This is a genomic window from Pseudomonas sp. S2_A05, from assembly GCF_054668485.1.
Genome location: NZ_CP162775.1, coordinates 5108527 through 5132342, shown reverse-complemented (window position 1 = coordinate 5132342; position 23816 = coordinate 5108527). Strand labels below are relative to the sequence as shown.

Genomic DNA, 23816 nt, shown 5'->3' with positions numbered 1-23816 from the left:
GACCGAGATCACTGTGGGAGCGAGCCTGCTCGCGAATGGCGCAAAGCGCCGCCATGCTCAGGTATTGGCTGGCGGTTTGCGCAACAGGCTGAACGCCATCGCCCCGAGAAACACCACACTGAGCAGCAACACCGCCCACAGCCCGAACTTCTTCCAGTTGGTCCCGGCCACCGCAGCCGTCGTCGCCGCCGAAGTTTGCGTGGCCTTCGCTTCGTCCTGCACCGTCGCCTTGCCCAGGCTCGCCAGCTTTTCTGGCTTGAAATCCGGAATCAACGTTGCCAGCGGCAGGTTCGCCGTTTTCACCGTGGCATTGCCCAAGGCCAGGCTGTACGGCCCTTCGCCCCGGGCGAGGAAGATCACCTGCGTGGCGCGCACCGCGTATTTCAGGTCCGGCGCCTGCTCACCCAGACCGCCGCCGCGCTCATCCACGGTCAGCTTGAGTTGCTGCACGGTCTGCCCGGACAGCGGGATTTCGTTCTGGACCACGTCCTGATTGTTCTGGCTCAGGCGATACAGCAAACCGCTGCTCAGTGGCTGCCACGGCAAGTTGCTCTCGCGCCGGCCGGCCAACGTGACCGGCGCCAGACTGTTCGGCTGTTTCAGCTCGATCTGCACCCGCTCGACATTCAGCCCCAGGGGCAACTGCCAGATGTATTCCCCGGACTTGGTGCTGCTGCCGGCCACGCTGGGCGACCAGACCAAAGGCAGCGGCAGGTTGCGCGGGTCGCTGCTTTTCAATTGCGCCGACGTCAGGACGGGCGCCGAACCCAGCGACTCCCACAGCAGGCGCACATAGCGCGCGGTCTGCCCCGGCAGGGTCACTTCGTGCTGTTCGATGCGCTCATCGGAAAAGGTCAGCCGTGCCACCTGGCCCTCGCCCCATGACTGCCAGTGCTGCAGATCGTCGCTGGCCTCGATGCTGAAACGCTGGAAACCGTCGCGCTCGCTGGTCCAGTCGAGGATCAACTGCTGCAACGGTGCCTTGATCGCACTGGCATCGAGCAGCCAGCCGCGCAGCACTTCTTCGCCCGCCTCCAGTTGCGAGGACGGTTGCACTTCGACCAGGGTACCGTTGGTGGTCGACTGCACGCGCACATTCGGCGCGCGCTCGCTGGCGTCGGCGGCGTTGTACAGCGGGAACCATTTGACCTCGTGCAGCTTGCCGTCGTCGCGGGTCTGCGCCGATTCGCGAGCCAAGGCGTAGGCCTGCGCTTCGCCGGCGGCGTTGAACACACGCAGGTCGCTGAGATCGGTCTGGCGCGCCTGCAATTGCGCGCTCAGCGGCAAGTCGAGGCGATACCACGGGCCATTGCCGCTCACCGTCAACGGCACTTGCGTGGCGAAGTCCGCCGGTTTTTCCTGAGCACCAGCGACCATCACCACGCCCAGCGCCAACCAACCCAGATTCAGCATGCGACTCAAGATGCAACTCCTTCGGTTTCCGGCGCGGGTTTGTCCGCCGCCGGTTCAGCCTCGACGCGTTTGGGTGGCAGCGGCGCAAAGTAGCCGACCACCAGCAGCAACACGCCAACGCCGATAAACGAGACGATCCGGGCGAGGCCGCCACGGTTGCTCAGTTCGACAAAAATCAGCTTGGCCACCACCAGCGCGATCAGCGCCGCGCCGATCAGCCACACTTCGCGGCGATGGCGCAGATGGCCGCCGATCATCAGCCCCAGCGCCATCAACGTCCAGACGATCGACAGGCCGGCCTGCACCAGCATCGACGCGAGCAGTTGATCAAGCTCGAACGGGATGCCGGCCCAGTGATGCGCCGCGCGGGTGACCAGCGCGGTGCAGAAGGCGAACAGCGAAACCCCGGCGATCAGTTGCGTAGCCTTGTCGGCATAATCCTGACGGATCGACAGCTGCGCGACGGCGCTGCGCGACCAGGCATAAACGCCGAACAGCGCAAACAGCAGACCCAGCTCCAATGGGTTGAGCAGCGGCACGTAAGGCAATGGTTCGGCATTGCCATCGCTGACGCCATTGGCCAGCCAGAACCACGCCAGCATCAGCACCGCCAGCGGTGCCGCTGCGTACAAGCGGTACTCGCGGGCAAATGCGGCCACCGGCCACGGCCACGAACGGGGAGCAGCCATCAGCAACAGATAGAGGCTCGGCAGAATCGCCCAGCCCAGCCACCGCCACGCGTTGTACTGCTCAGACAACAACAGCAGGCCGTAACGCAACTCCAGCGCCAGCACGCCAATCAACAGCCAGCAACCGAACACATGGGCCGCGCTCAATGCGCGCGCCGGCAAGATCGACGCCAGGCGGCGCAGGGTGAAGAAGTGCACCGCGAACAGCGCCGGCCACGCCAGCCAGCCGAAGTCGGCAGCCGGGTGATAGCGTGCATGCCACGCGCCGAGCAAGACCAGCGCCGCCGCCGGAATCAGTAAGGTGCAGAGCAACCCCAGCGCCGGCCATTTCAAGCGCAGTGACAAAATCGTCCACAGCGCCACACTGATCGCAGCGACCAGCAGCAACAATGCGCCTTGCAGGTTCGGCGAAGCGAAACGCAGGATCTCGCCGACCCACGCCAGCGTCCACCAACCGGCGCCCCAGACCAGCAGCACTTGCGACAAGCGCTGCAAACTCAAGGCATCAAAAGCCGTGGCATGGTTGCCCAATTGCAAGCGCCACGCGCCGATCAGCGCGGCCAGCCCCAGCACCAGCGGTGTCCAGAAGCCGCCATGGGCCAACGGTTTCAGCCCTTCGCTGGACAGCGGCCCGAGCCATTCGGGGCCGGCGAGCAGAAACGCTACGCCGCCGATCACCTGCAACAGCAGGCCGAAAACGAAACTCAGACGCTGTTGCAGGTACAGGCTCAGCCAGATGATCAGCAAACCGCTGGCCGCCCACACCGCGCTCGCGGTTTGCCACGGCAGCACGAACAGTACCGCCAGATTGATCAGCACCAACCCCGCCAGCAACACCACCGACAAGCCGCGCAGCAGACGCACATCAGCGCGCACCATCTCATCGCGAGCCGCGAGCAGCATGCCGCCAATCAAGGCCAGTCCGATCAAGGACGCACTGAGCAAACCGCTCCAGCCAGCGCTGAACACCGCCGCCGAATCTTCACCGGCAGTTTGCAGGCGCAGCAGGAACAACGCGCCGCCCAGCAACTGCACGGCGAACGCGGTGAACAGGAATGTGCGTGATTGAATCCGCAGCCCCACGAACAAAGTCGCCAACCCGGCCAAGGCCCAACTGATTGCCGTGCCCTGGATGAACAGGAACAACGGTGCCAGTAGATAAAGGAACGTCAGGCCCAGACACGCCAGCAGCGGCAGGCCTTGCCTTTCCCACGGCGATGTCTGCTCGGGCGTAGCCTTGCGCAGTTGAAGGAAACTGAACAGCAGCGCGGCGCCAAGCATCAGCGCGCCCAGCGGTGCGCCGTCGAGCAGGCTGCTCTCGCCGGGCTGCAACTGGCTGAGAAACGCCAGTGCCGAACCCAGTTGCAGCAGTAAGGCAAAGGCCCGGGCAAACGGTCGATGCTGACGTAAACCAAGCCAGAAAATCCCTGCGCCTTCCACGGCCCACGCCGCAGAAGTCCAGCGCGCATCGAGCCCCAGCGGAATCGCCAGGCTGGCAAAAATCACTCCCAGCGCCAGGCAGGTTTCACCTAGCAGCATCGCGCGCCCGCCCATCAAAACTTTGGCCAGCGTCATATAGATCATGCCCAGCGCCAGAGCACTGAACGCCGCCGCGAATTCGAGATGCTGCACCAGCGCAAACTGCAGACCGAAGCCAATGATCGGCGGGCCGAACAGCATGGTGCCGTCGACGTAATCACCCTTGCGGGCCGACCATTGCAGCAGCGCCTCGCGGTCAGCCTCCGCCGGGGCACCCGCCATTTCGCGCAATTTACGCCGGGCGAACAGCAGGCCGATGGCGAGGTACATGAGGAAAAACACAATCAGGAACGGCTCGGTGCTCCACAGCAGTTCCGGCGTGTAGGAACGCAGCCCCCAGGCGAAACCGATACCGAAGGTGCCGACGAAACCGATCAGGTTGAGCAGGCGCCAGGCCTTGAACCAGGCGATAGCAAGAATGCCCGCGTTGAGCAGAGCGAAATAGCTGAACAGTGCGACGTGATTGCCTTCGCCGGTAGACGTCAGAATCGGCGCGGCGAAACCGCCCAACGCTGCCGCTGCGGCCAACCCCAGTGCATCCTGAGTGATCGCCAGAATGGCCGAGAACACCGTCACCGCGACCAGCAAACCGAGTGCAGCGGACGGATCAAGCAACGGATGCAGACGCATCGCCGCAAACACCGTCAGGTACAACACCGCGATCCCGGTGCCTTGCAGCATCAATGCATAGTTGCTGTTGCGTCGGCGCAACCACCAGCCCAGCGCAAGCAGAGCCAACGCCGCTGCCGCGACGCCGGTGTAACGCAACTCGATCGGCACCACCATGCCTTCGGTGGCGTAACGTAGTAAAAATGCCAGACCGAAAAACAGCAGCACCACACCGACGCGCAGCACGGTGTTGCCGCCAAACAGCCAGTTGCGCGCAGCGCTGATGCCGCGCTCGATCAGGTTCGGGCCACGGGGTTCGGCGGGCTTTTGTGGCGGTGCCGCAGGAGCCGGTTCGGCGCGCCAGACATCGGCCGGCAGCGGCTGGCTGGTTTCGCGGGCAACGGCGGAAATCGGTTCGAGTTCGGGAGGCAGTTCCCAGATCAGTTCAGGGGTCGGGGCAGCCTGCTCAGCCACGTCGACGGGTGCGGCGACTGGCTCGGCTTCAGGTGGCGGCGCGGGCGCATGCGAGGGCGAACCTTCCAGCACAAACAGCCGCTGGGCCACGCCTTGCAAGGCTTCGCGCACCTGCTCGAGTTGACGCTGTTGCTCCGCCGCCTGCGAGCCGAGGCGCGCAATGCGCAGCATCTGGCCGATGACCAGCCCCAGCAGCGCACCCAACAGCGCGCCACTGAATGACTCGTCGAGCAGTCCACCGAGCACCAGCCCGATCAACATGAACATCCATTGCATGGTCGATATCCCTAAGCAGCCCCGGGGCGGGGCGAGTCCGGCGATGGCTTCAGTCTAGGCACAAACCGTGTGGGAGCGAGCCTGCTCGCGAAGGCGGATTGTCAGCCAACATTTCTGTTTAAGTCGACGATCGCTTCGCGAGCAGGATCGCTCCCACAGGGTACGGCGGTGATTGATGCCTTTTAACCGGCGCTCAGTATATCGATCCGGCCCAACAAACGTTGGGCCTTGCGCAGATTTGTCGGGGAAAGTTACTCCAGCGCTTTCCAGATATCCGTGGCGTACTCGCGAATCGTCCGGTCGGAAGAGAACCAGCCCATCCGCGAGGTGTTGAGCACCGCCGAACGCCACCAGTTCTGCGAGTCGTGCCAGTGCGCATCGACGCGCTTCTGCGCTTCCCAGTAGGAGTCGAAGTCGGCGCAGACCAGGAAGCGGTCATAGTCGATCAACGAGTCGATCAGCCCGGTATAACGCGAGGTATCGTCCGGCGAGAACACACCGCTGCGAATCGCTTGCAGCACATCGTTCAAACGATGGGAGGCAGCGATGTCGGGTACGGCGCTGAACTCGTGGTTCTGCTTGCGCGCCTCAACCTGTTGCGCACTGAGGCCGAAGATGAACATGTGCTCGGCACCGATGCGCTCGCACATTTCCACGTTGGCACCGTCGAGGGTGCCGATGGTCAGCGCGCCGTTGAGGCCGAACTTCATGTTACTGGTGCCCGACGCCTCGAAACCGGCGGTGGAAATCTGCTCGGACAAGTCCGCCGCCGGGATGATGCTTTCGGCCAGGCTGACGTTGTAGTTGGGCAGGAACACCACTTTCAGCAGGCCACGCACGGTCGGGTCGTTGTTCACCACCCGAGCGATGTCGTTGGTCAGTTTGATGATCAGCTTGGCCTGGTGATAACTCGCCGCCGCTTTACCGGCGAAGATCTTGACCCGTGGCACCCAGTCGACTTCCGGCTCGGCACGAATCGCCTGGTACAACGCCACGGTGTGCATCAGGTTGAGCAACTGACGCTTGTATTCGTGGATACGTTTGACCTGCACGTCGAACATCGCTGCCGGGTTGACCGCGATCCCGAGGCGCTCGTGAATCAGATAGGCCAGCGCCTTCTTGCTGTGCAACCGCTGCTCGGCGAAGGCTTTGCGGAAGGCGGTTTTCTCGGCGAACGGTTCAAGTTCGAGCAGGCGCTCTTCGGGATGGTCGAGCACATCCGGGCCGAGAGCGTCGATCAGCATCGAGGTCAGTTCCGGGTTGGCCTGATACAGCCAGCGGCGGAAGGTGATGCCGTTGGTTTTGTTGTTGATCCGCTCCGGGTAGAGCTTGTGCAGTTCGGCGAATACGGTTTTGCGCATCAGCTGCGTATGCAGACCGGACACGCCGTTGACGCTATGCGAACCGAGGAACGCGAGGTTGCCCATGCGCACCCGGCGGCCGTTGTCTTCTTCGATCAGCGACACCGCACGCAACACGTCGAAGTCATGAATGCCCTTGGCCCGCAACGAATCGATGTGCTGTGCGTTGATCAGGTAAATGATCTGCATGTGCCGTGGCAGCATGCGTTCCATCAGCCCGACCGGCCAGGTTTCCAGTGCTTCCGGCAGCAGCGTGTGGTTGGTGTACGACAGCGTGTCGACGGTGACTTGCCATGCTGCGTCCCACGCGACGTCGTAGACGTCGACCAGTTGGCGCATCAGCTCGGCCACTGCAATCGAGGGGTGAGTGTCGTTGAGCTGGATCGCCGCGTGATCACCGAGGGTCAGCACCGAGGTGTGCATGTTGCGGTGACGGCGCAGCAGATCCTGCAACGAAGCGGCGACGAAGAAGTATTCCTGACGCAGGCGCAGTTCTTGCCCGGCTTCGGTGCTGTCGGCCGGATAAAGGACGCGGGAGATACTCTCGGCGCGGGCCACTTCCGCCACGGCGCCCAGGTGGTCACCTGCGTTGAAGCGTTCCAGGTGCAGGTCTTCCATGGCGCGGGCACGCCACAGGCGCAGAGTGTTGACGCTCGCCCCGCGCCAGCCGACCACCGGCGTGTCATAAGCAATTGCGCGCACGGTTTCCGCCGGCGACCAGACCTGACGAGTCTTGCCGGAGGCATCGGTGACGGTTTCGACGCTGCCGCCGAAGCCGATCGGGTAGGCCACTTCCGGCCGTTCGAATTCCCACGGGTTGCCGAAATCCAGCCAGTGCTCGGTCTGTTCCTGTTGCCAGCCATCGACGATCGCCTGACGGAACAAGCCATGCTCATAACGAATGCCATAGCCATGGCCGGCGATGCCGAGGGTGGACATGCTTTCCATGAAACACGCCGCGAGCCGACCGAGGCCGCCGTTACCGAGCGCCGCGTCGGGCTCCAGCAGACGAATGCGCTCCAGATCGACGCCCAGTTCGGTCAACGCTTCACGGGCGACGTCGAGCAGGCCGAGGTTGCTCAGGCTGTCGTAGAGCAAACGGCCGATGAGAAATTCCAGCGAGAGGTAATAAACCCGCTTCTGGCCTTTGCGATAGATCTGCCGGGTGTGGTCCATCCAGTGTTCGACCATGTGATCACGCGCAGCCAGGGCAATGGCTTCGAACCAGTCATGGTCGAAGGCGTGATCGGGGTCTTTGCCCACGGCGTAGGTGAGTTTGGTCAGGACGGCGTCGCGGAACGCGGCCACCTCTGCTTCGCGAACTAGTGGTTCTTGAGTCATCAACAGGACCTCGAGCGAGCGGGAATTTTCTGAGCCTAGACGGTCTGACCGGCGGTAACGGCTCTGGTTCGGCAGTATTTGCCCGGACTGTGCACCAGTCCGACATAACCCTGGCGGATGAGCCAATGAATGCAGGGGCCGTGCCGTCCTGTCGGGCAAATTGCAGTCGTTGCGAAAATATCCGGCGAAAGGTTGTTCAAAATTCCACCGCTCCCGGTATGATCGCGCGCCCTGATGCATACACACCTGGTAACTCCCGATGATGAAGCCCAACCTGATCGCCGCCGCCGAGATTGATCGTCTCGATACGTGGGCCAAATACTCGGCGCCGATGTGCGGCTCGTGCATGTCCAGCTGCTGCACGCTGCCGGTCGAAGTGAAGATCAAGGATCTGGTGCGCATCGGCGTGGTCGACGAGTTCGAACTGGGCGATCCGCCAAAGAACATCGCCAAGCGTCTGCAAAAGGAAGGTCTGGTCGAGCGCTTCAATCAGAAGTCGGGGATCTTCACCCTGCAGCGCATGAGCAACAACGACTGCTATTACCTGGATCGTAAAACCCGCCTGTGCACCATTTATGACAAGCGCCCGGACACCTGCCGCAACCACCCGAAGATCGGGCCGCGGCCGGGGTATTGCGCGTACAAGCCGAAAGAAGTCGAGCGGGTGCAGAATTTCCGGGCCATCGACAAATTTTGATCGCTGGGGAAGTTTTCGGCGGCTGATCGGCCGCTTTCGCGAGCAGGCTCGCTCCCACAATAGAGATCAGTGAACACGGATTTTGTGTGCACCCGAAATCCCACTGTGGGAGCGAGCCTGCTCGCGAAAGGGCCAGTGCAAACACTGCATAAACGCCAGACAAACAAAAACGCCCCCGGTCTCGCGACCGGGGGCGTTTTCTATTCCAGGGCTAGATTACGCCTTGGCTTTCTTGGCAGCGCGGGTACGCTCGCTTTCGTCGAGGATCTTCTTGCGAAGACGGATCGACTTAGGAGTGACTTCGCACAGCTCGTCTTCCTGGATGTATTCCAGAGCCTGTTCCAGGGTGAAGCGAACAGGTGGAACCAGAGCGATGGTTTCGTCTTTACCCGAAGCACGCATGTTGTCGAGCTTCTTGCCTTTGGTTGGGTTGACACCCAGGTCGTTGTCGCGGCTGTTCTGACCAACGATCTGACCGTTGTAGATCTCCTGGCCGTGTTCTACGAACAGCTTGCCACGGGCCTGCAGGGTTTCCAGCGAGTAGGTCAGAGCCTTGCCGGTTTCAACCGAAACCAGAACGCCGTTCTGACGGCCGGACATGTGGCCCGACTTCACTGGAGCGTAACGGTCGAAGATCGAGGTCAGGATGCCAGCACCGTTGGTCAGGGTCAGGAACTGGTTACGGAAACCGATCAGACCGCGAGCAGGGATGTTGTATTCCAGACGAACACGGCCCTTGCCATCCGGCACCATGTTGCTCAGGTCGCCCTTACGCAGACCCATCTCTTCCATGACCTTGCCCTGGGATTCTTCAGGGATGTCGATGGTGACGTTTTCGAACGGTTCCTGCTTCACGCCGTCGACTTCACGGATGATCACTTCAGGACGGCCCAGGGCCAGCTCGAAGCCTTCGCGACGCATGGTTTCGATCAGTACCGAGAGGTGCAGCTCACCACGGCCGGACACCTTGAACTTGTCAGCCGAGTCGCCTTCTTCAACGCGCAGTGCAACGTTGTACAGCAGCTCTTTGTCCAGACGATCCTTGATGTTACGGGAGGTCACGAACTTGCCTTCTTTACCGCAGAATGGCGAGTCGTTTACCTGGAAGGTCATGGAAACGGTTGGCTCGTCAACGGTCAGCGGCTTCATCGCCTCGACGGTGTTGATATCGCACAGAGTGTCCGAGATGAACAGCTCGTCGAAGCCGCTGATGCAGACGATGTCGCCAGCTGCTGCTTCGTCAACGTCGATGCGGTGCAGACCGTGGTGACCCATCAGCTTCAGGATACGACCGTTGCGACGCTTGCCGTCGGCGCTGATAGCGACAACCGGGGTGTTCGGCTTGACGCGACCACGGGCGATACGGCCAACACCGATAACACCCAGGAAGCTGTTGTAGTCCAGAGCGGAGATCTGCATCTGGAACGGACCGTCACGATCAACGGCCGGAGGCGGAACGTGGTCGACTACTGCCTGGTACAGCGGAGTCATGTCTTCCGCCATGGCGGTGTGGTCCAGACCGGCAATACCGTTCAGGGCCGAAGCGTAAACAACCTGGAAGTCCAGTTGTTCTTCGGTCGCACCGAGGTTGTCGAACAGGTCGAAGATCTGGTCCAGAACCCAGTCCGGACGCGCGCCTGGACGGTCAACCTTGTTGATGACCACGATTGGACGCAGGCCGGCTTCGAAAGCCTTCTTGGTCACGAAACGGGTTTGCGGCATAGGGCCGTCTTGAGCGTCAACCAGCAGCAGAACGGAGTCGACCATCGACATTACGCGTTCAACTTCGCCGCCGAAGTCGGCGTGGCCCGGGGTGTCCACGATGTTGATGTGGTAGCCGTTCCAGTTGATGGCGGTGTTCTTCGCCAGAATGGTAATACCGCGCTCTTTTTCCTGGTCGTTGGAGTCCATCACGCGCTCGTCGTTGAGCTCGTTGCGCTCCAGGGTGCCGGATTGACGCAGGAGTTTGTCTACCAGGGTGGTTTTACCGTGGTCAACGTGGGCAATGATGGCGATGTTGCGTAGATTTTCGATCACTTGTGTATCTCGATCAGAGGATTCGGTTTGCTGACAAGTCATGGCAGCGATTAGCAGTAGTGTCCGGCATGGCCGTTACAGCTTGACGGCGGTGTCGGGGGGCCGGTGACGCAGGCCACAGGCAAACAGCCCCGGGCACTTAGCTCGGTCGATAAACGCGCACATTGGCATGCCCCTCACTGAGCAAATGGTGGGCATGCAGGCGACTCATCACGCCTTTGTCGCAATACAGCAGGTACTGGCGAGTAGGGTCCAGTTCCTTGAAACGTGCGTTCACTGCATAGAACGGCATCGTCTGTACCTCTATGCCGGCGAGCTCCAGCGGGTCATCCTCGGCGGCATCCGGGTGGCGGATGTCGATGACGATCTGACCGGCCAGCGCTTCGCTGACTTCTTCAATTTGCAAATCCTGGCCCAACTCGTCGATTACCCGATCGATCGGCACCAGTTTGGCGTTGGCGAGCGCGCGCTCGAGTACCGCCATGTCGAATTCTTTCTCTTCGTGCTCAACCCGGCCACGCTTGGCGGCGGTCTTGGGGTTGACCGAAATCACGCCGCAGTATTCCGGCATGTGCCGGGCGAAATCGGCGGTGCCGATCTCGTTGGCGGTGTCGATGATGTCCTGCTTGTGCGCGACGATCAGCGGCCGCAGCACCAGTTTGTCGGTCACGCAGTCGATCACCGACAGGTTCGGCAGCGTCTGGCTCGACACCTGGGAGATCGCTTCACCGGTCACCAGTGCATCGATGTGCAGGCGTTCGGCGATCTCGGACGAGGCGCGCAACATCATACGCTTCAAAACCACGCCCATATGACTGTTATCGACTTTGCCGAGAATTTCGCCCAGCACTTCCTCGAACGGCACACTGACAAATAGCACGCGTTGCGAGCTGCCGTACTTCTTCCAGATGAAGTGCGCGACTTCCATCACGCCCAATTCGTGGGCACGCCCGCCGAGATTGAAGAAGCAGAAGTGCGCCATCAGGCCGCGACGCATGATCTGATAAGCCGCCACGGTCGAATCGAAGCCGCCGGACATCAATACCAGCGTCTGCTCCAACGCGCCGAGCGGGTAGCCGCCGATGCCGTTGTGCTGGCTGTGAATCACGAACAACCGTTTGTCGCGAACTTCGATACGGACTTCGATTTGCGGTGCTTTAAGGTCGATTCCGGCCGCACCGCACTCGCGACGCAGCTTGCTGCCGACGTATTTTTCCACGTCCATCGAGCTGAAGGCATGCTTGCCTGCGCGCTTGCAGCGCACCGAGAAAATCTTCCCGGCCAGTGCATCGCCGTAGTGCTGTTTGCACTTTTCGGTGATGTCGTCGAAGTCGCCCAGCGGGTACTCGTCGATCTGCAGAAAATGCGCGATACCCGGCATGCAGGTCAGGCGTTCGCCCATCTCTTTCAAGGCTTTGGGGTCAGTAACGCGGGTTTCCAGCTCGAGATTGTCCCACACGCCGTTCACCACCACGGCCGGGTCCAGGTCACGGAGCACGGTGCGGATGTTCTTGGCCAACTGGCGGATGAATTTCGTCCGGACAGGTCGGCTTTTGATGGTGATCTCGGGGAAGACTTTTACGATAAGTTTCATGAAAACAGCGCGCGAACGGCCAGCCGAAAAAGGGGGGCGCGGATTATAGCGGAAATTGCTCAAGGTTTAACCAGTTAATGTGCAGAAGGTTTTGCTTGCACCAAAACAGGTCATTTCTGAATTTAAACGCAACATTAAGGGGCGGGATTTGTCGATTCAGTACCTCGCACGCCTTAATAAGCGTGAATTTGGGGCAAAAAACCCATGCTGGGGCACTGGCATGCAATTTGCTCCCTTGTGAGGCAGGTTGCCTTGGCAGAGTATTCGCGCCGGCATCACCATTATTAAGGGCATCCACTACCCGCCCTAATTCACCCGGAGGACACTATGTCGAAGTCGGTTCAACTCATCAAAGATCATGACGTCAAGTGGATTGATCTGCGCTTCACGGACACCAAAGGCACTCAGCACCACGTGACCATGCCGGCTCGCGATGCGCTGGATGACGACTTCTTCGAAGTCGGCAAGATGTTCGACGGTTCCTCCATCTCCGGCTGGAAAGGCATCGAAGCCTCCGACATGATCCTGATGCCGGTCGACGAAACTGCCGTGCTCGATCCGTTCACCGAAGACCCAACCCTGATTCTGGTGTGCGACATCATCGAGCCTTCGAGCATGCAGGGCTACGATCGCGACCCACGTGCGATCGCCAAGCGCGCCGAAGAGCACCTGAAAGCCACCGGTATCGGTGACACCGTATTCGCCGGTCCGGAGCCTGAGTTCTTCATCTTTGACTCGGTCAAATTCAAGTCGGACATCTCCGGCTCGATGTTCAAGATCTACTCCGAGCAAGGTTCGTGGATGTCCGACCAGGACATCGAAGGTGGCAACAAGGGTCACCGTCCAGGCGTGAAAGGCGGCTACTTCCCGGTTCCACCGTTCGACCACGACCACGAAATCCGTACTGCCATGTGCAACGCACTGGAAGAAATGGGTCAGTCGGTTGAAGTTCACCACCACGAAGTGGCAACTGCCGGCCAGAACGAAATCGGCGTCAAGTTCAACACCCTGGTGAAGAAGGCTGACGAAGTTCAGACCCTGAAATACGTTGTGCACAACGTTGCCGACGCTTACGGCCGCACCGCGACCTTCATGCCGAAGCCACTGTACGGCGACAACGGTTCGGGCATGCACGTACACATGTCGATCTGGAAAGACGGCAAGAACACCTTCGCAGGTGAAGGCTATGCCGGCCTGTCCGATACCGCTCTGTACTTCATCGGCGGCATCATCAAGCACGGTAAGGCCCTGAACGGCTTCACCAACCCGGCGACCAACTCCTACAAGCGTCTGGTGCCAGGCTTCGAAGCTCCGGTAATGCTGGCCTACTCGGCTCGCAACCGTTCCGCTTCGATCCGTATTCCTTACGTGTCGAGCCCGAAAGCCCGCCGTATCGAAGCACGCTTCCCGGATCCGGCTGCCAACCCGTACCTGGCTTTCGCAGCTCTGCTGATGGCCGGTCTGGACGGTATCCAGAACAAGATCCACCCAGGCGATGCCGCCGACAAGAACCTGTACGACCTGCCGCCTGAAGAGGCGAAAGAGATTCCACAGGTTTGCGGCAGCCTGAAAGAAGCCCTGGAAGAGCTGGACAAGGGCCGCGCGTTCCTGACCAAGGGCGGCGTGTTCTCCGACGACTTCATCGACGCTTACATCGCGCTGAAATCGGAAGAAGAAATCAAGGTTCGCACCTTCGTACACCCACTGGAATATGAGCTGTACTACAGCTGCTGATCCGGTAGCGCTGCGTAAAGCGGCGTGACACAAGAGGCCTCCTTCGGGAGGCCTTTTTTATTGCCCGGCGCAACGCATTTTCCATGTGGGAGCGAGCCTGCTCGCGAAAGCGGTGGGTCATTGATCATTCCCACGCTCCGCGTGGGAATGCAGCCCGTGACGCTCCGCGTCACTGGACGCGGAGCGTCCCAGGAGGCATTCCCACGCAGAGCATGGGAACGATCCGTGTTTTGGCTACCAGTCTTTTCAATTCCAGTTATTAACGGTTTTGGCCAACCGCCCCACCTGTCCTATGCTGCTACCCACAGTTTCCAACCCCGGTCGATTTCATGGGTCGCACGCTTCTCTACATTCTGCTGCTGATCGCCCTGCCCGCCGCCGCGCAGATCTACAAGTACACCGACGCCAACGGCAACACGGCGTACAGCAATCAGCCGCCGGACGGCGTGCAGGCGCAACCGGTCGAGTTGCCGCCACTCAATCGGGTCGAGCCGCAAGCACCGAGTGCGCCGCAATCACCCCGCCCCGAAGCACCGCAACCAGCGCGCAACGCCTATGAAATCCTCGAACTCGCCGGTCTGCCCACTGACGAGGCGCTGCGCGCCAACAACGGCACCTTCACGGTCAACGTCCTGATCAAACCGCGCCTGCAATCGCCGCATCAACTGAGACTGGTGCTGGACGACGAGCCCTATGGCCAGCCGAGCAACGTGCCGGTTCTGCAACTGGTCAACATCGATCGCGGCGAGCATCGCCTGGCCGTGCAAGTGATCGACGGCCAAAGCGTCGTTCAGCAGAGCCCGCCAGCCGTCTTCACCGTGCAACGGGTGCATACGCCATGATCCGCGCGGGGCTGGCACTCATTCTGGCGCTGATGTCGACGTACACCTTGGCGGAGGTCTTTACCTATGTCGACGCGCAGGGCAACCGCGTCTATACCGACCAGCCACGCGCCAACGCCAAGCGAGTGCCGATCGCGACGAGCAATCGCATGGCTGTCCCTGCCAACACCGCAGCGCCGATCACCACAGCGAAAAAATCCGCCGAACCAGCGCCCTTTCACTACGACATGCTGCGCATTCTGATCCCGGAGCCCGATGCCACTCTGCGCAGCAGCGCCGGCGAGCTGATCGTCAGCGTCACCAGCGAGCCCGGCCTGCAAAGCGGCCATCGTTATCGCCTGCTGCTGGATGGCAAGGCCACTGGCGAGCCCGGCGTCAGCCCGGTATTTGCGCTGAGCAATATCGATCGCGGCAGCCACAGCCTTTCGATCGAAATCCTCGACGCCGCCGGGCGTACCGTGGAACGCACCGCCAATCAGCCGTTCCACATGCTGCGCATTTCCCTCGCGCAGAAACGTCAGGTCAAACCCTGCGTTGCCGACGACTATGGCGTGCGCCCGGAATGTCCGCTCAAGGACAAACCTGAAGAGCCGAAAAATCCATTCCTGCGCTTCTTTTAACCTCCGCCAGCCGCGCGCACTCTATTGGTGCACTAAACTGCATCTCGCCCACAACCCAACCCATTTTGGTTCGAAACTTCCCGTTTGAGCTGGCTTCGTGCCATACAAACGCGCGTCAAACGCCTGTTTCAGGGGTTAAACGCTTCTTTTCGGAGCCTTGGTTTGGTTTTTGCATTTTCCCGACATCAGCGCTTTGTTCTCGCGCACGCCTTGCTCCAAAAGGGGTCCAGATGACCATAAGCGACGCTATTCACCGTTTGCTGCTCGACAACCTGACCACGGCGACCATCCTGCTCGACGCCGAACTGCGCCTGGAGTACATGAACCCGGCGGCGGAGATGCTGTTGGCCGTCAGCGGTCAGCGCAGCCACGGCCAGTTCATCAGCGAGCTGTTCACCGAATCCCCCGAGGCGCTCAATTCCCTGCGTCAGGCCGTGGAGCAGGCGCACCCTTTCACCAAGCGTGAAGCGATGCTCACCGCCCTCACCGGCCAGACGCTGACCGTGGATTACGCGGTCACGCCGATTCTCAGTAACGGCGAGACTTTGCTTTTGCTTGAAGTGCACCCGCGTGATCGCCTGTTGCGCATCACCAAGGAAGAGGCGCAGCTGTCCAAGCAGGAAACCAGCAAGATGCTGGTGCGCGGCCTCGCCCACGAGATCAAGAACCCTCTTGGCGGCATCCGTGGCGCAGCGCAATTGCTGGCCCGCGAACTGCCGGAGGAAAGCCTGCGCGATTACACCAATGTGATCATCGAAGAGGCCGACCGCCTGCGCAATCTGGTCGATCGCATGCTCGGCTCGAACAAACTGCCGTCGCTGGCCATGTGCAACGTCCACGAAGTGCTCGAACGCGTCTGCCATCTGGTCGAAGCCGAAAGCCGGGGCTGCATCACCCTGGTGCGCGATTACGACCCGAGCATTCCCGACGTCCTGATCGACCGCGAGCAAATGATTCAGGCGGTGCTGAACATCGTGCGCAATGCGATGCAGGCCATCAGCAGCCAGAACGAGCTGCGCCTGGGCCGCATCAGCCTGCGCACCCGCGCCATGCGCCAGTTCACCATCGGCCACATCCGCCATCGTCTGGTGACCAAGATCGAGATCATCGACAACGGTCCCGGCATTCCGGCGGAACTGCAGGAAACCATTTTCTTTCCCATGGTCAGCGGCCGCCCGGATGGTACCGGGCTGGGTCTGGCCATTACCCAGAACATCATCAGTCAGCACCAGGGCCTGATCGAGTGTGAGAGCCATCCAGGCCACACCACCTTCTCGATCTTCCTGCCACTGGAACAAGGAGCCACATCGACATGAGCCGTAGTGAAACCGTGTGGATCGTCGATGACGACCGTTCTATCCGTTGGGTCCTGGAAAAAGCCTTGCAGCAGGAAGGCATGACCACCCAGAGCTTCGACAGCGCCGATGGCGTGATGAGTCGTCTGGCCCGGCAGCAGCCGGACGTGATCATTTCCGATATCCGCATGCCAGGCGCCAGTGGCCTGGATCTGCTGGCGCGGATTCGCGAACAGCACCCACGGCTGCCGGTCATCATCATGACCGCTCACTCCGATCTGGACAGCGCTGTCGCCTCCTATCAGGGCGGTGCTTTCGAGTACCTGCCCAAGCCATTCGACGTCGATGAGGCGGTATCGCTGGTCAAACGCGCCAACCAGCATGCCCAGGAACAGCAAGGCCTGGAGGTTGTGCCGGCGCTGACCCGCACCCCGGAAATCATCGGCGAAGCGCCGGCGATGCAGGAGGTGTTTCGCGCCATCGGGCGCCTGAGCCACTCCAACATCACCGTGCTGATCAACGGCGAATCCGGTACCGGTAAAGAACTGGTGGCCCACGCCCTGCACCGCCACAGCCCACGCGCGGCCTCGCCGTTCATTGCCCTGAACATGGCGGCGATCCCCAAGGATCTGATGGAATCCGAGCTGTTCGGCCACGAAAAAGGCGCGTTCACCGGCGCGGCGAATTTGCGTCGCGGTCGCTTTGAACAGGCGGACGGCGGCACGCTGTTTCTCGATGAAATCGGCGACATGCCGGCGGACACCCAGACGCGTCTGTTGCGCGTGCTGGCCGATGGCGAGTTCTATCGCGTCGGCGGCCATGTGCCGGTCAAGGTCGATGTGCGCATCATCGCTGCGACACACCAGAATCTGGAAACCCTCGTCCACGCCGGCAAGTTCCGCGAGGACTTGTTCCACCGCCTCAACGTGATCCGCATCCACATCCCGCGCCTGTCGGATCGTCGCGAAGACATCCCGACTCTGGCCCGGCACTTCCTCAGCCGCGCCGCGCAGGAGCTGGCGGTGGAGCCCAAGCTGCTGAAAAGCGAGACCGAGGAATACCTGAAAAACCTGCCTTGGCCAGGCAACGTGCGTCAACTGGAGAACACCTGCCGCTGGATCACCGTCATGGCCTCTGGTCGCGAAGTGCACATCAGTGACCTGCCGCCGGAACTGCTCAACCTGCCGCAGGATTCGGCGCCAGTGACCAACTGGGAACAGGCCCTGCGCCAATGGGCCGATCAGGCCCTGGCCCGTGGCCAGTCGAGCCTGCTCGACAGCGCAGTGCCGGCGTTCGAGCGGATCATGATCGAGACGGCACTGAAGCACACCGCAGGACGTCGGCGTGATGCGGCGGTGCTGTTGGGTTGGGGGCGGAACACCCTGACGCGCAAGATCAAGGAACTGGGGATGAAGGTTGATGGTGGGGATGATGATGAGGGGGAAGAGGGTTAACGCTTAAGGGTTGCCGTGTACTCAGGATCGATCCCCCTCACCCCAGCCCTCTCCCGGGAGAAGGGAGCAATCTCGGGTGGTTTCGAGGCCTGGGTTCGGCTCGGTATCTCAGGTCGGCGTAACTTGACCGGGCAACTCGGTCAGTCCCCTCTCCCTTGGGAGAGGGTCAGGGTGAGGGCCACCGTGCACCGCATCAATGCACGATGACCCGTGATCGCGCAGAGCCCGATTCTCATCGCCCAGTTCCGAAGTGCCGAAAAACCCAGACTTGAAATAAGCGAAAGCCCCGTATTCCGGGGCTTTCGCGTTTTCGAAGCATTTTTTGTTACAGCAAATCAAAACCTGGCACGCCGCCTGCAATATCTATCTCAGGTGATTCGATTCACCACCCGTTTCGGGGACCTTGGTACAGGCAGGCCGGGGATTCCCCTCTTTACACCGGGCTCGCAGCGCAAAGCAGCGAGCCTACTCTTTTGGGATCCTTGGTACAGGCAGGCCGGGGGTTCCCTCTTTACACCGGGCTGACGCTGCAAGCGAAGCCCATGCTTTTGGGAACCCTGATACAGGCAGGTCAGGGATTCCCGCTTTTACACCGCAATGCGTCCCACCCCTATTCGAACCTGGGGCGCTCGGGCACATGATGTGGGGGCTGGTTTTGCCATGTCGGGTCAAACCTCCTTACTTCCTCCTCCAGCCTGTCCAGCATTTTCCCCGGGCTGGGTTCAGTAGACGCAATGTTCAGCAAACTTTCTTGCTCACCTACGCTGGCCTTTTGGAAGCTTTCAATAAACGACCAGAACCGGCGCTGCAAAAGCAGACGCTCAACCTGAAATTCCGGCGTACGCACCAGATTTCTGAGTTGTTTGATCATTGCGGGGTTCGTTTGAAGGACAAATGAATCCCACAGGGCAGACTTTTCAGCGCGTTGCGTTTGGGGGACATGGTGCAGCCATGGACTGTCCGCCAAATCAGCCTCGATTCTCCCCAGCCACAGATCGGTACCCGTCTGCCGACGTGCAGCTATCAATCGTCGAAGAGAAGCGGGGTCGGCAATCGGACTGCCAGTCAGGTCAAACCCTTTTCTCAGCTCAATGGTTTCGGGAATGGCTCTGATCGCGGTATAGGCCAGATTCAAACGTGTCCTGGGAATATCGGATGTCACGCCGTCCGGGAATTCTCTTATACGAGTTCGGTGGAGATCGACTTCCCGCAACGCCGTCATTCCCCGCAGTGAGGGCGCCACAGCCAGCCGACTTTCCGACAAATTCAATATCTCCAGCCGCGACGGACCGTTCTGCAAACCAAGCCCGGGCGGCGGCGAGGTTATGAACGTATTGGCCAGATTCAACTCTCGCAATCCGGACATGCGAGTCACATCAGGTGCTTCTGTCAAATCGGGATTATGGTACAGGTCAAGCACCTCCAACCGTGACGCCACGGGCCATTGATCCAGCCCGACAGGGGGACGACTCAAACCACAGGAACGTGCGCGCAAGACCCGCAACTCGCTCATGCCACGCACTGAAAAAAGCGGCCAGATACTGCAGTGCGTCAGGCTCAACTCCCGCAAACGGGTCAATCGCGTGAAATGCTCAAGGCCGTCCGACGGGAGCCATAGTCTGGCTTCCTGCATCGTCAGGACTTTCAACGTCGGGAGTTTATCGATTTCGGCCAACAGTTCATGACACTTGCCATTGAATCTGCGGATTTCGAGGGTTTCAATGTGGGAAAGCATCGAGAACAATTTTCCCAGACTTTTCGAAGGACTTCCTTCCAGGCCTAGAGATACGACGGATCTGAGCGGAACGGAACAACCCGGTAGCGCCAGATTGCGCCGACTTCCCAGGTCGAGCTCCAGCTTGAAACCGACCAGCCGCCCGTCGCGGTAGACTTTTTCCGAATGCTCTCCCTGCCATTTGAACAACCGACGCACGTTGGCCCCTATTGCCAGCCGGCGCCTGCGTTCGGCAATGTCCTGGCCTTTGTAACCCGTCTCCCAGGCAGTGATCTCACGGTTCAATCGAGGAAACTCCAGCTCAAGCCGCTTGAGTTCGACTTCTGCCACACCCGCTTCCCCATACCTTGCGATGAAATCATCGGCATGTTGATCCGTCGCATCAGCAAAATAGCGTCTGACCAGTGCCCGTGTGGTCGCAACCAGAACCGGCGGCTGTCCCCCAGAGGGGCCTGCGCCGGTGAGCCGAGGGCGGTGAAAGTTGAACGGGTTGGCAGGTGCTTGAGCAGCGCCATCCATCCCGCCGCGCAAACCTGTGAGGATGCAAACCCAGGTGTTCTGCTCGCTGCGGGTGATCGCCAGGGTTTCACCGCCCAGGCTGGCGCGGTAAATGTTCGCGCTGTCGGCAGCGACGGGATCATTGGGTTTGACCAGGCGCCAAACCCTGTATTCCGGGCGGGAGGCATCCAGATCCTGCATCACCTGATACGCCTGCTCATGGATGACCACATAGAGTTTGCCATCGTGACGTATCACGCCGTCGCTGCCCGATTGTGCGCCACTGACATCCAGCCAGGCATGAAAGCCATCCAGGCTTTGGGCGGTCAGGGGGTTGGTGCGGGTGCTGAAGTCGCTGTGCGGATGCCAGATGCCGCTTTCGCTATCGCGCAACATCCATGGGCCGCAAGGGTACAACTCGCCGGGATGTCGAGCGCGATACCATCCCGTATCCGGATCAGCTGCGACGAGAACGAGGCCACTGCCAGGGACGTCAACATAACGGCGATTTTTGTACAGCCTGAAGCCTTCGCCATCAGCGTCAGGCAATTCGGTGGTTGATGTTATCCGGTAAGTCTCCAGCGACCGGTGTATCACAGGAGAGATGGCAGCAACCTCCGGTGCCGGGCGAACCTCGACCACCGGCGCCGGCAGGATCGTATTCGGGCCTGCGTCGTCGCCAAGTTTGGTGCTAAGCGACTTCAGATCATCGAGACGGGCCCACGGGACCGTGCCATCACGGACGGGCATATCCGCCGCTGTGAAATCCTTGTCCGAGCTTCGCTTCGGGAACGTGTGGACATCCGTATCAACGTGGGTGCTGCCCCCGCGAGGTGGTTTTAGTGGCATGTTTTTCATCCTTGAAAAGTCGCCCCGCCATTCATGCTCAGGCGGGGGGGTCGGCATCCTGCCGGTTAGCTGGGAAGACCAACGATAGCCTGCGTAAACGTTGACGCGCAGCGGAAAAACAGACGGCTCCGGTGGGAAATGACGCTAGCAAATGTGGGAATGGCAGGGCAGGCCGAACGTCATCAGCCTGCGCTTTTGTGCAGGGGTGATGATGCCGGCATCGTGCCGCCTGCGGTTTGCACCCCCCTATGCAAGCCGCGGCCGCTTGGGCAAATGATGCGGGGGCTGGTGCTGCCAGGTTGAGTCGAACTTCGTCATTTCCTCTTCGAGCCTTTCCAGCATTTTTCCGGGACTGGACTCCGTTATCGCGATGTCCCGCAAAGCGTCTTGCTCACCAAGACTCGCCTTTTGGAAATGTTCCAGAAACGCCCAGACCCGACGCTGCAGAAGCGGCCGCTCAACCTGAAACTCAGGCGTGCGGACCAGCTCTCTGATTTTGCCCATCATGGCAACATTCGTCTGATCGATTAACGAGTCCCAGAGGGAAATCCGGGCGGCGCGTTGCGCCTGTGGAACATTGTGCATCCAGTGGTCTATGACCAGATGGCTCGAAGCTCGTCCCAACCAGATGTCCGTACCTGTTTGCCGACGTGCAGCAATCAACCGCCGAAAGTAGACAGGATCGGAAATCAACGTGCCGGTAAGGTTGAAACCTTCCCTGAGTTCAACAGCTTCGGGGATTGATTCGATCCGGGTATAACTCAGATCCAGACGTGCTCGGGGAACCTCGGAGTTCACGCCGTCCGGGAAAGTTTTTATCGCGGTATGGCTCAGGTCAACCTCCAGCAATGCCGACATTGCGCTGAGCGACGGCGCCACAGCGAGTGGGGTGCTGGATAAATTCAAGACCTGGAGTCGCGAAGGACCGCTCTGCATGCCAAGCCCGGGTGGCGGCGCGGATATGCGGGTATGGGACAGATCCAATACTCGCAATTCGGACATCTGGGTCACATCAGGCGGATGTCGCAGTTCGGGATTGTGGTACAGATCAAGCACCTGCAACCGTGACGCCACGGCCACCTCATCCAATCCGAAAGGCAGACGGAGCAAGCCACAGGAACGTGCGCGCAATACCCGTAACCCGGTCATCCCTCGCACTGAAAGATCGGGCCAGATACCACAGTTGATCAGGCTCAACTCTTCCAGCCCGGTCAATGTGGCGAAGTGGTCGAGGCCTGTCGACGACAGCAACAGACTGCTTTCACGAATTTCCAGGACTCTCAACTGTGGGAGCTTGTCGAGTTGGGCAAGCAATTTCTGGCCGTCGATTCTGCGTGTTTGCAAGGTGTCCATGCGCGGGAACATCGACAACAGATCTCCCAGATTCCTAGAGGTGCGTCCCTCCAGGCCAAGAGACACAACAGATCCGAGTCGAATCGAAAAAACCGGAAGGGCGAAATTCCCCCGCGCGCCCAAATCCAGTTTCAACCTGAAGCCGATCAGCCGGCCATCCCGGTAGACTTTTTCCGAACTGTCGCCCTGCCACTTGAACAATCGACGCACGCTGGCACCTATTGCCAGTCGCCGAATGCGCTCGGCACTGCTGTCACCCCTGTAGGCAGTCTCCCACGCAGTGACCTCACGGTTGAGTTGAGGAAACTCAAGCTGTAGCCGTTTGAGCTCCACCTCAGCCGCACCTGCCTCAGTAAATCGGGCAATGAAATCATCGGCATGCTGATCGGTGGAGTCGGCGAAATAGCGTTTTACCTGCGCCCGCGTGGTCGCGTCTGCGACCACCGCTTGCCCCCGTGAAGGGCCGGAGTCAGTGAGCCAGGGGCGATGAAAGTTGAACGGATTGGCACCTGCAGCCTCATTGCGCTGCATGCCCCCGCGTAAACCAGGAAGGATGGAAACCCAGGTATTGCGCTCGTTCCGGGTAATGGCCAGCGTCTCACCGCCGAGGCTGGCGCGATAAATGTTTGCGCTGTCGGTGGCGCCGGGATGACTGGGATCAACCAGACGCCAGACCTTGTATTCCGGGCGAGACGCAGCAAGATCCTGCAAAACCTGATACGCCTGTTGATCAATGACCACGTAGAGCTTGCCAGCGTGACGTACCACGCCGTCGCTGCCGGGGGCGACGCCGCTGAGATCCAGCCCGCTGCGAAATCCCTGCAAACCCGCAGCGGTCAGAGGATCGGTGCGTGCGTTGAAGTCGTTGTGCGGATGCCAGAGGCCGCTGCGGCTATCCCGCAACATCCATGGACCGGTGGGCAGCAACTCGCTGGGGAGTCGAGCGCGATAAAATCCGCTGTCCGGATCCACCCCTACCAGAACGATGCCGCCGCCAGACACATCCACATACTGACGTTTTTTGTACAGCCTGAAGCCGTCACCGTCAGCTGCCGGCAGTCCGGCCGGTGATCGCATTGCGTAACTGTCCAGCGACCTGGCGATGACGGGAGGACTTGGATTGGTGTGCGGCGCAGGGCGAACCTCGACCATCGGCGTCGGCAAGGTCCTGTCCGCGCCGATAACATCGCCCGGCAAGCTGCCCCGCAGCTTCAGATCATCGCCGCGAACCCAGGGGGCGGTGCCATTGAGATCGGGAGTGCGCACCAGTGCGAAATCCTTGTCCAGACGTCGGGTCATGGCCGGGTGAACATCCGTGTCCACGCGGGTGCTGCCACTGCGGGGTGGTTTTACTGGCATGTTTTCATCCTTGAAAGTCGTCCCTGGCATTTATCCCAGAGACGATG

General features: G+C 60.5%; 13 protein-coding genes. 6 read left to right on the top strand and 7 right to left on the bottom strand.

The features are described from left to right. Window positions 1-57: 57 nt before the first annotated feature. The 3 genes from AB4O12_RS23330 to AB4O12_RS23320 all read right to left on the bottom strand — a co-directional run bounded on the left by AB4O12_RS23330 (window position 58) and on the right by AB4O12_RS23320 (window position 7702). Complete coding sequence (locus AB4O12_RS23330) at window positions 58-1422, bottom strand: DUF3999 domain-containing protein (protein ID WP_460059790.1); 1365 nt, start codon at window positions 1420-1422, stop codon at window positions 58-60. Beyond that, a complete protein-coding gene (locus tag AB4O12_RS23325) occupies window positions 1419-5000 on the bottom strand; it encodes a DUF2339 domain-containing protein (RefSeq protein WP_305382019.1) in 3582 nt (1193 codons plus the stop codon). The genes AB4O12_RS23330 and AB4O12_RS23325 overlap by 4 nt, the downstream gene beginning before the upstream one ends. A 251-nt stretch (window positions 5001-5251) precedes the next feature. Beyond that, on the bottom strand, window positions 5252-7702 hold the full coding sequence (locus AB4O12_RS23320; RefSeq protein WP_041477535.1) for a glycogen/starch/alpha-glucan phosphorylase: 2451 nt from the start codon (window positions 7700-7702) through the stop codon (window positions 5252-5254). 259 nt (window positions 7703-7961) lie between these two features. On the opposite strand from AB4O12_RS23320, the gene AB4O12_RS23315 reads away from it, so the two are divergent. Then, complete coding sequence (locus AB4O12_RS23315) at window positions 7962-8399, top strand: YkgJ family cysteine cluster protein (protein ID WP_016772101.1); 438 nt, start codon at window positions 7962-7964, stop codon at window positions 8397-8399. A 216-nt stretch (window positions 8400-8615) separates the two neighbouring features. On the opposite strand, the gene typA is transcribed toward AB4O12_RS23315, so the two are convergent. Together typA and thiI are read right to left on the bottom strand one after the other, a co-directional pair. Further along, window positions 8616-10436 (bottom strand): translational GTPase TypA, encoded by a 1821-nt coding sequence (gene typA / locus AB4O12_RS23310; protein WP_016772102.1) that lies wholly within the window; start codon window positions 10434-10436, stop codon window positions 8616-8618. A gap of 139 nt (window positions 10437-10575) precedes the next feature. Next, the gene (thiI, locus tag AB4O12_RS23305) at window positions 10576-12030 is read right to left on the bottom strand and encodes a tRNA uracil 4-sulfurtransferase ThiI (RefSeq protein ID WP_024011233.1); all 1455 of its coding nucleotides are present in this window, start codon (window positions 12028-12030) and stop codon (window positions 10576-10578) included. 327 nt (window positions 12031-12357) lie between these two features. Between thiI and glnA the strand changes: the two genes are divergently transcribed. From glnA to ntrC, 5 genes are all read left to right on the top strand, one after another. Beyond that, a complete protein-coding gene (glnA, locus tag AB4O12_RS23300) occupies window positions 12358-13764 on the top strand; it encodes a type I glutamate--ammonia ligase (RefSeq protein WP_016772104.1) in 1407 nt (468 codons plus the stop codon). Between the two features lie 329 nt (window positions 13765-14093). After that, window positions 14094-14606 (top strand): DUF4124 domain-containing protein, encoded by a 513-nt coding sequence (locus AB4O12_RS23295; RefSeq protein WP_252879273.1) that lies wholly within the window; start codon window positions 14094-14096, stop codon window positions 14604-14606. Beyond that, a complete protein-coding gene (locus AB4O12_RS23290; RefSeq protein ID WP_252887176.1) occupies window positions 14603-15226 on the top strand; it encodes a DUF4124 domain-containing protein in 624 nt (207 codons plus the stop codon). The genes AB4O12_RS23295 and AB4O12_RS23290 overlap by 4 nt, the downstream gene beginning before the upstream one ends. A 230-nt stretch (window positions 15227-15456) precedes the next feature. Next, window positions 15457-16542 carry a nitrogen regulation protein NR(II) gene (gene glnL / locus AB4O12_RS23285; protein WP_460059789.1) on the top strand — a complete coding sequence of 362 codons (1086 nt, stop codon included), beginning with the start codon at window positions 15457-15459 and terminating at the stop codon, window positions 16540-16542. Next, complete coding sequence (gene ntrC, locus AB4O12_RS23280) at window positions 16539-17975, top strand: nitrogen regulation protein NR(I) (protein ID WP_016772108.1); 1437 nt, start codon at window positions 16539-16541, stop codon at window positions 17973-17975. Before glnL ends, ntrC begins: the two co-directional genes overlap by 4 nt. 610 nt (window positions 17976-18585) lie before the next feature. Here ntrC and AB4O12_RS23275 read toward each other — a convergent pair. Together AB4O12_RS23275 and AB4O12_RS23270 are read right to left on the bottom strand one after the other, a co-directional pair. Continuing rightward, window positions 18586-21057 (bottom strand): leucine-rich repeat domain-containing protein, encoded by a 2472-nt coding sequence (locus AB4O12_RS23275; protein WP_460059788.1) that lies wholly within the window; start codon window positions 21055-21057, stop codon window positions 18586-18588. A gap of 246 nt (window positions 21058-21303) precedes the next feature. Beyond that, window positions 21304-23769: a leucine-rich repeat domain-containing protein gene (locus tag AB4O12_RS23270; protein WP_460059786.1), complete on the bottom strand. Its 2466-nt coding sequence runs from the start codon at window positions 23767-23769 to the stop codon at window positions 21304-21306. Window positions 23770-23816: the final 47 nt, after the last annotated feature.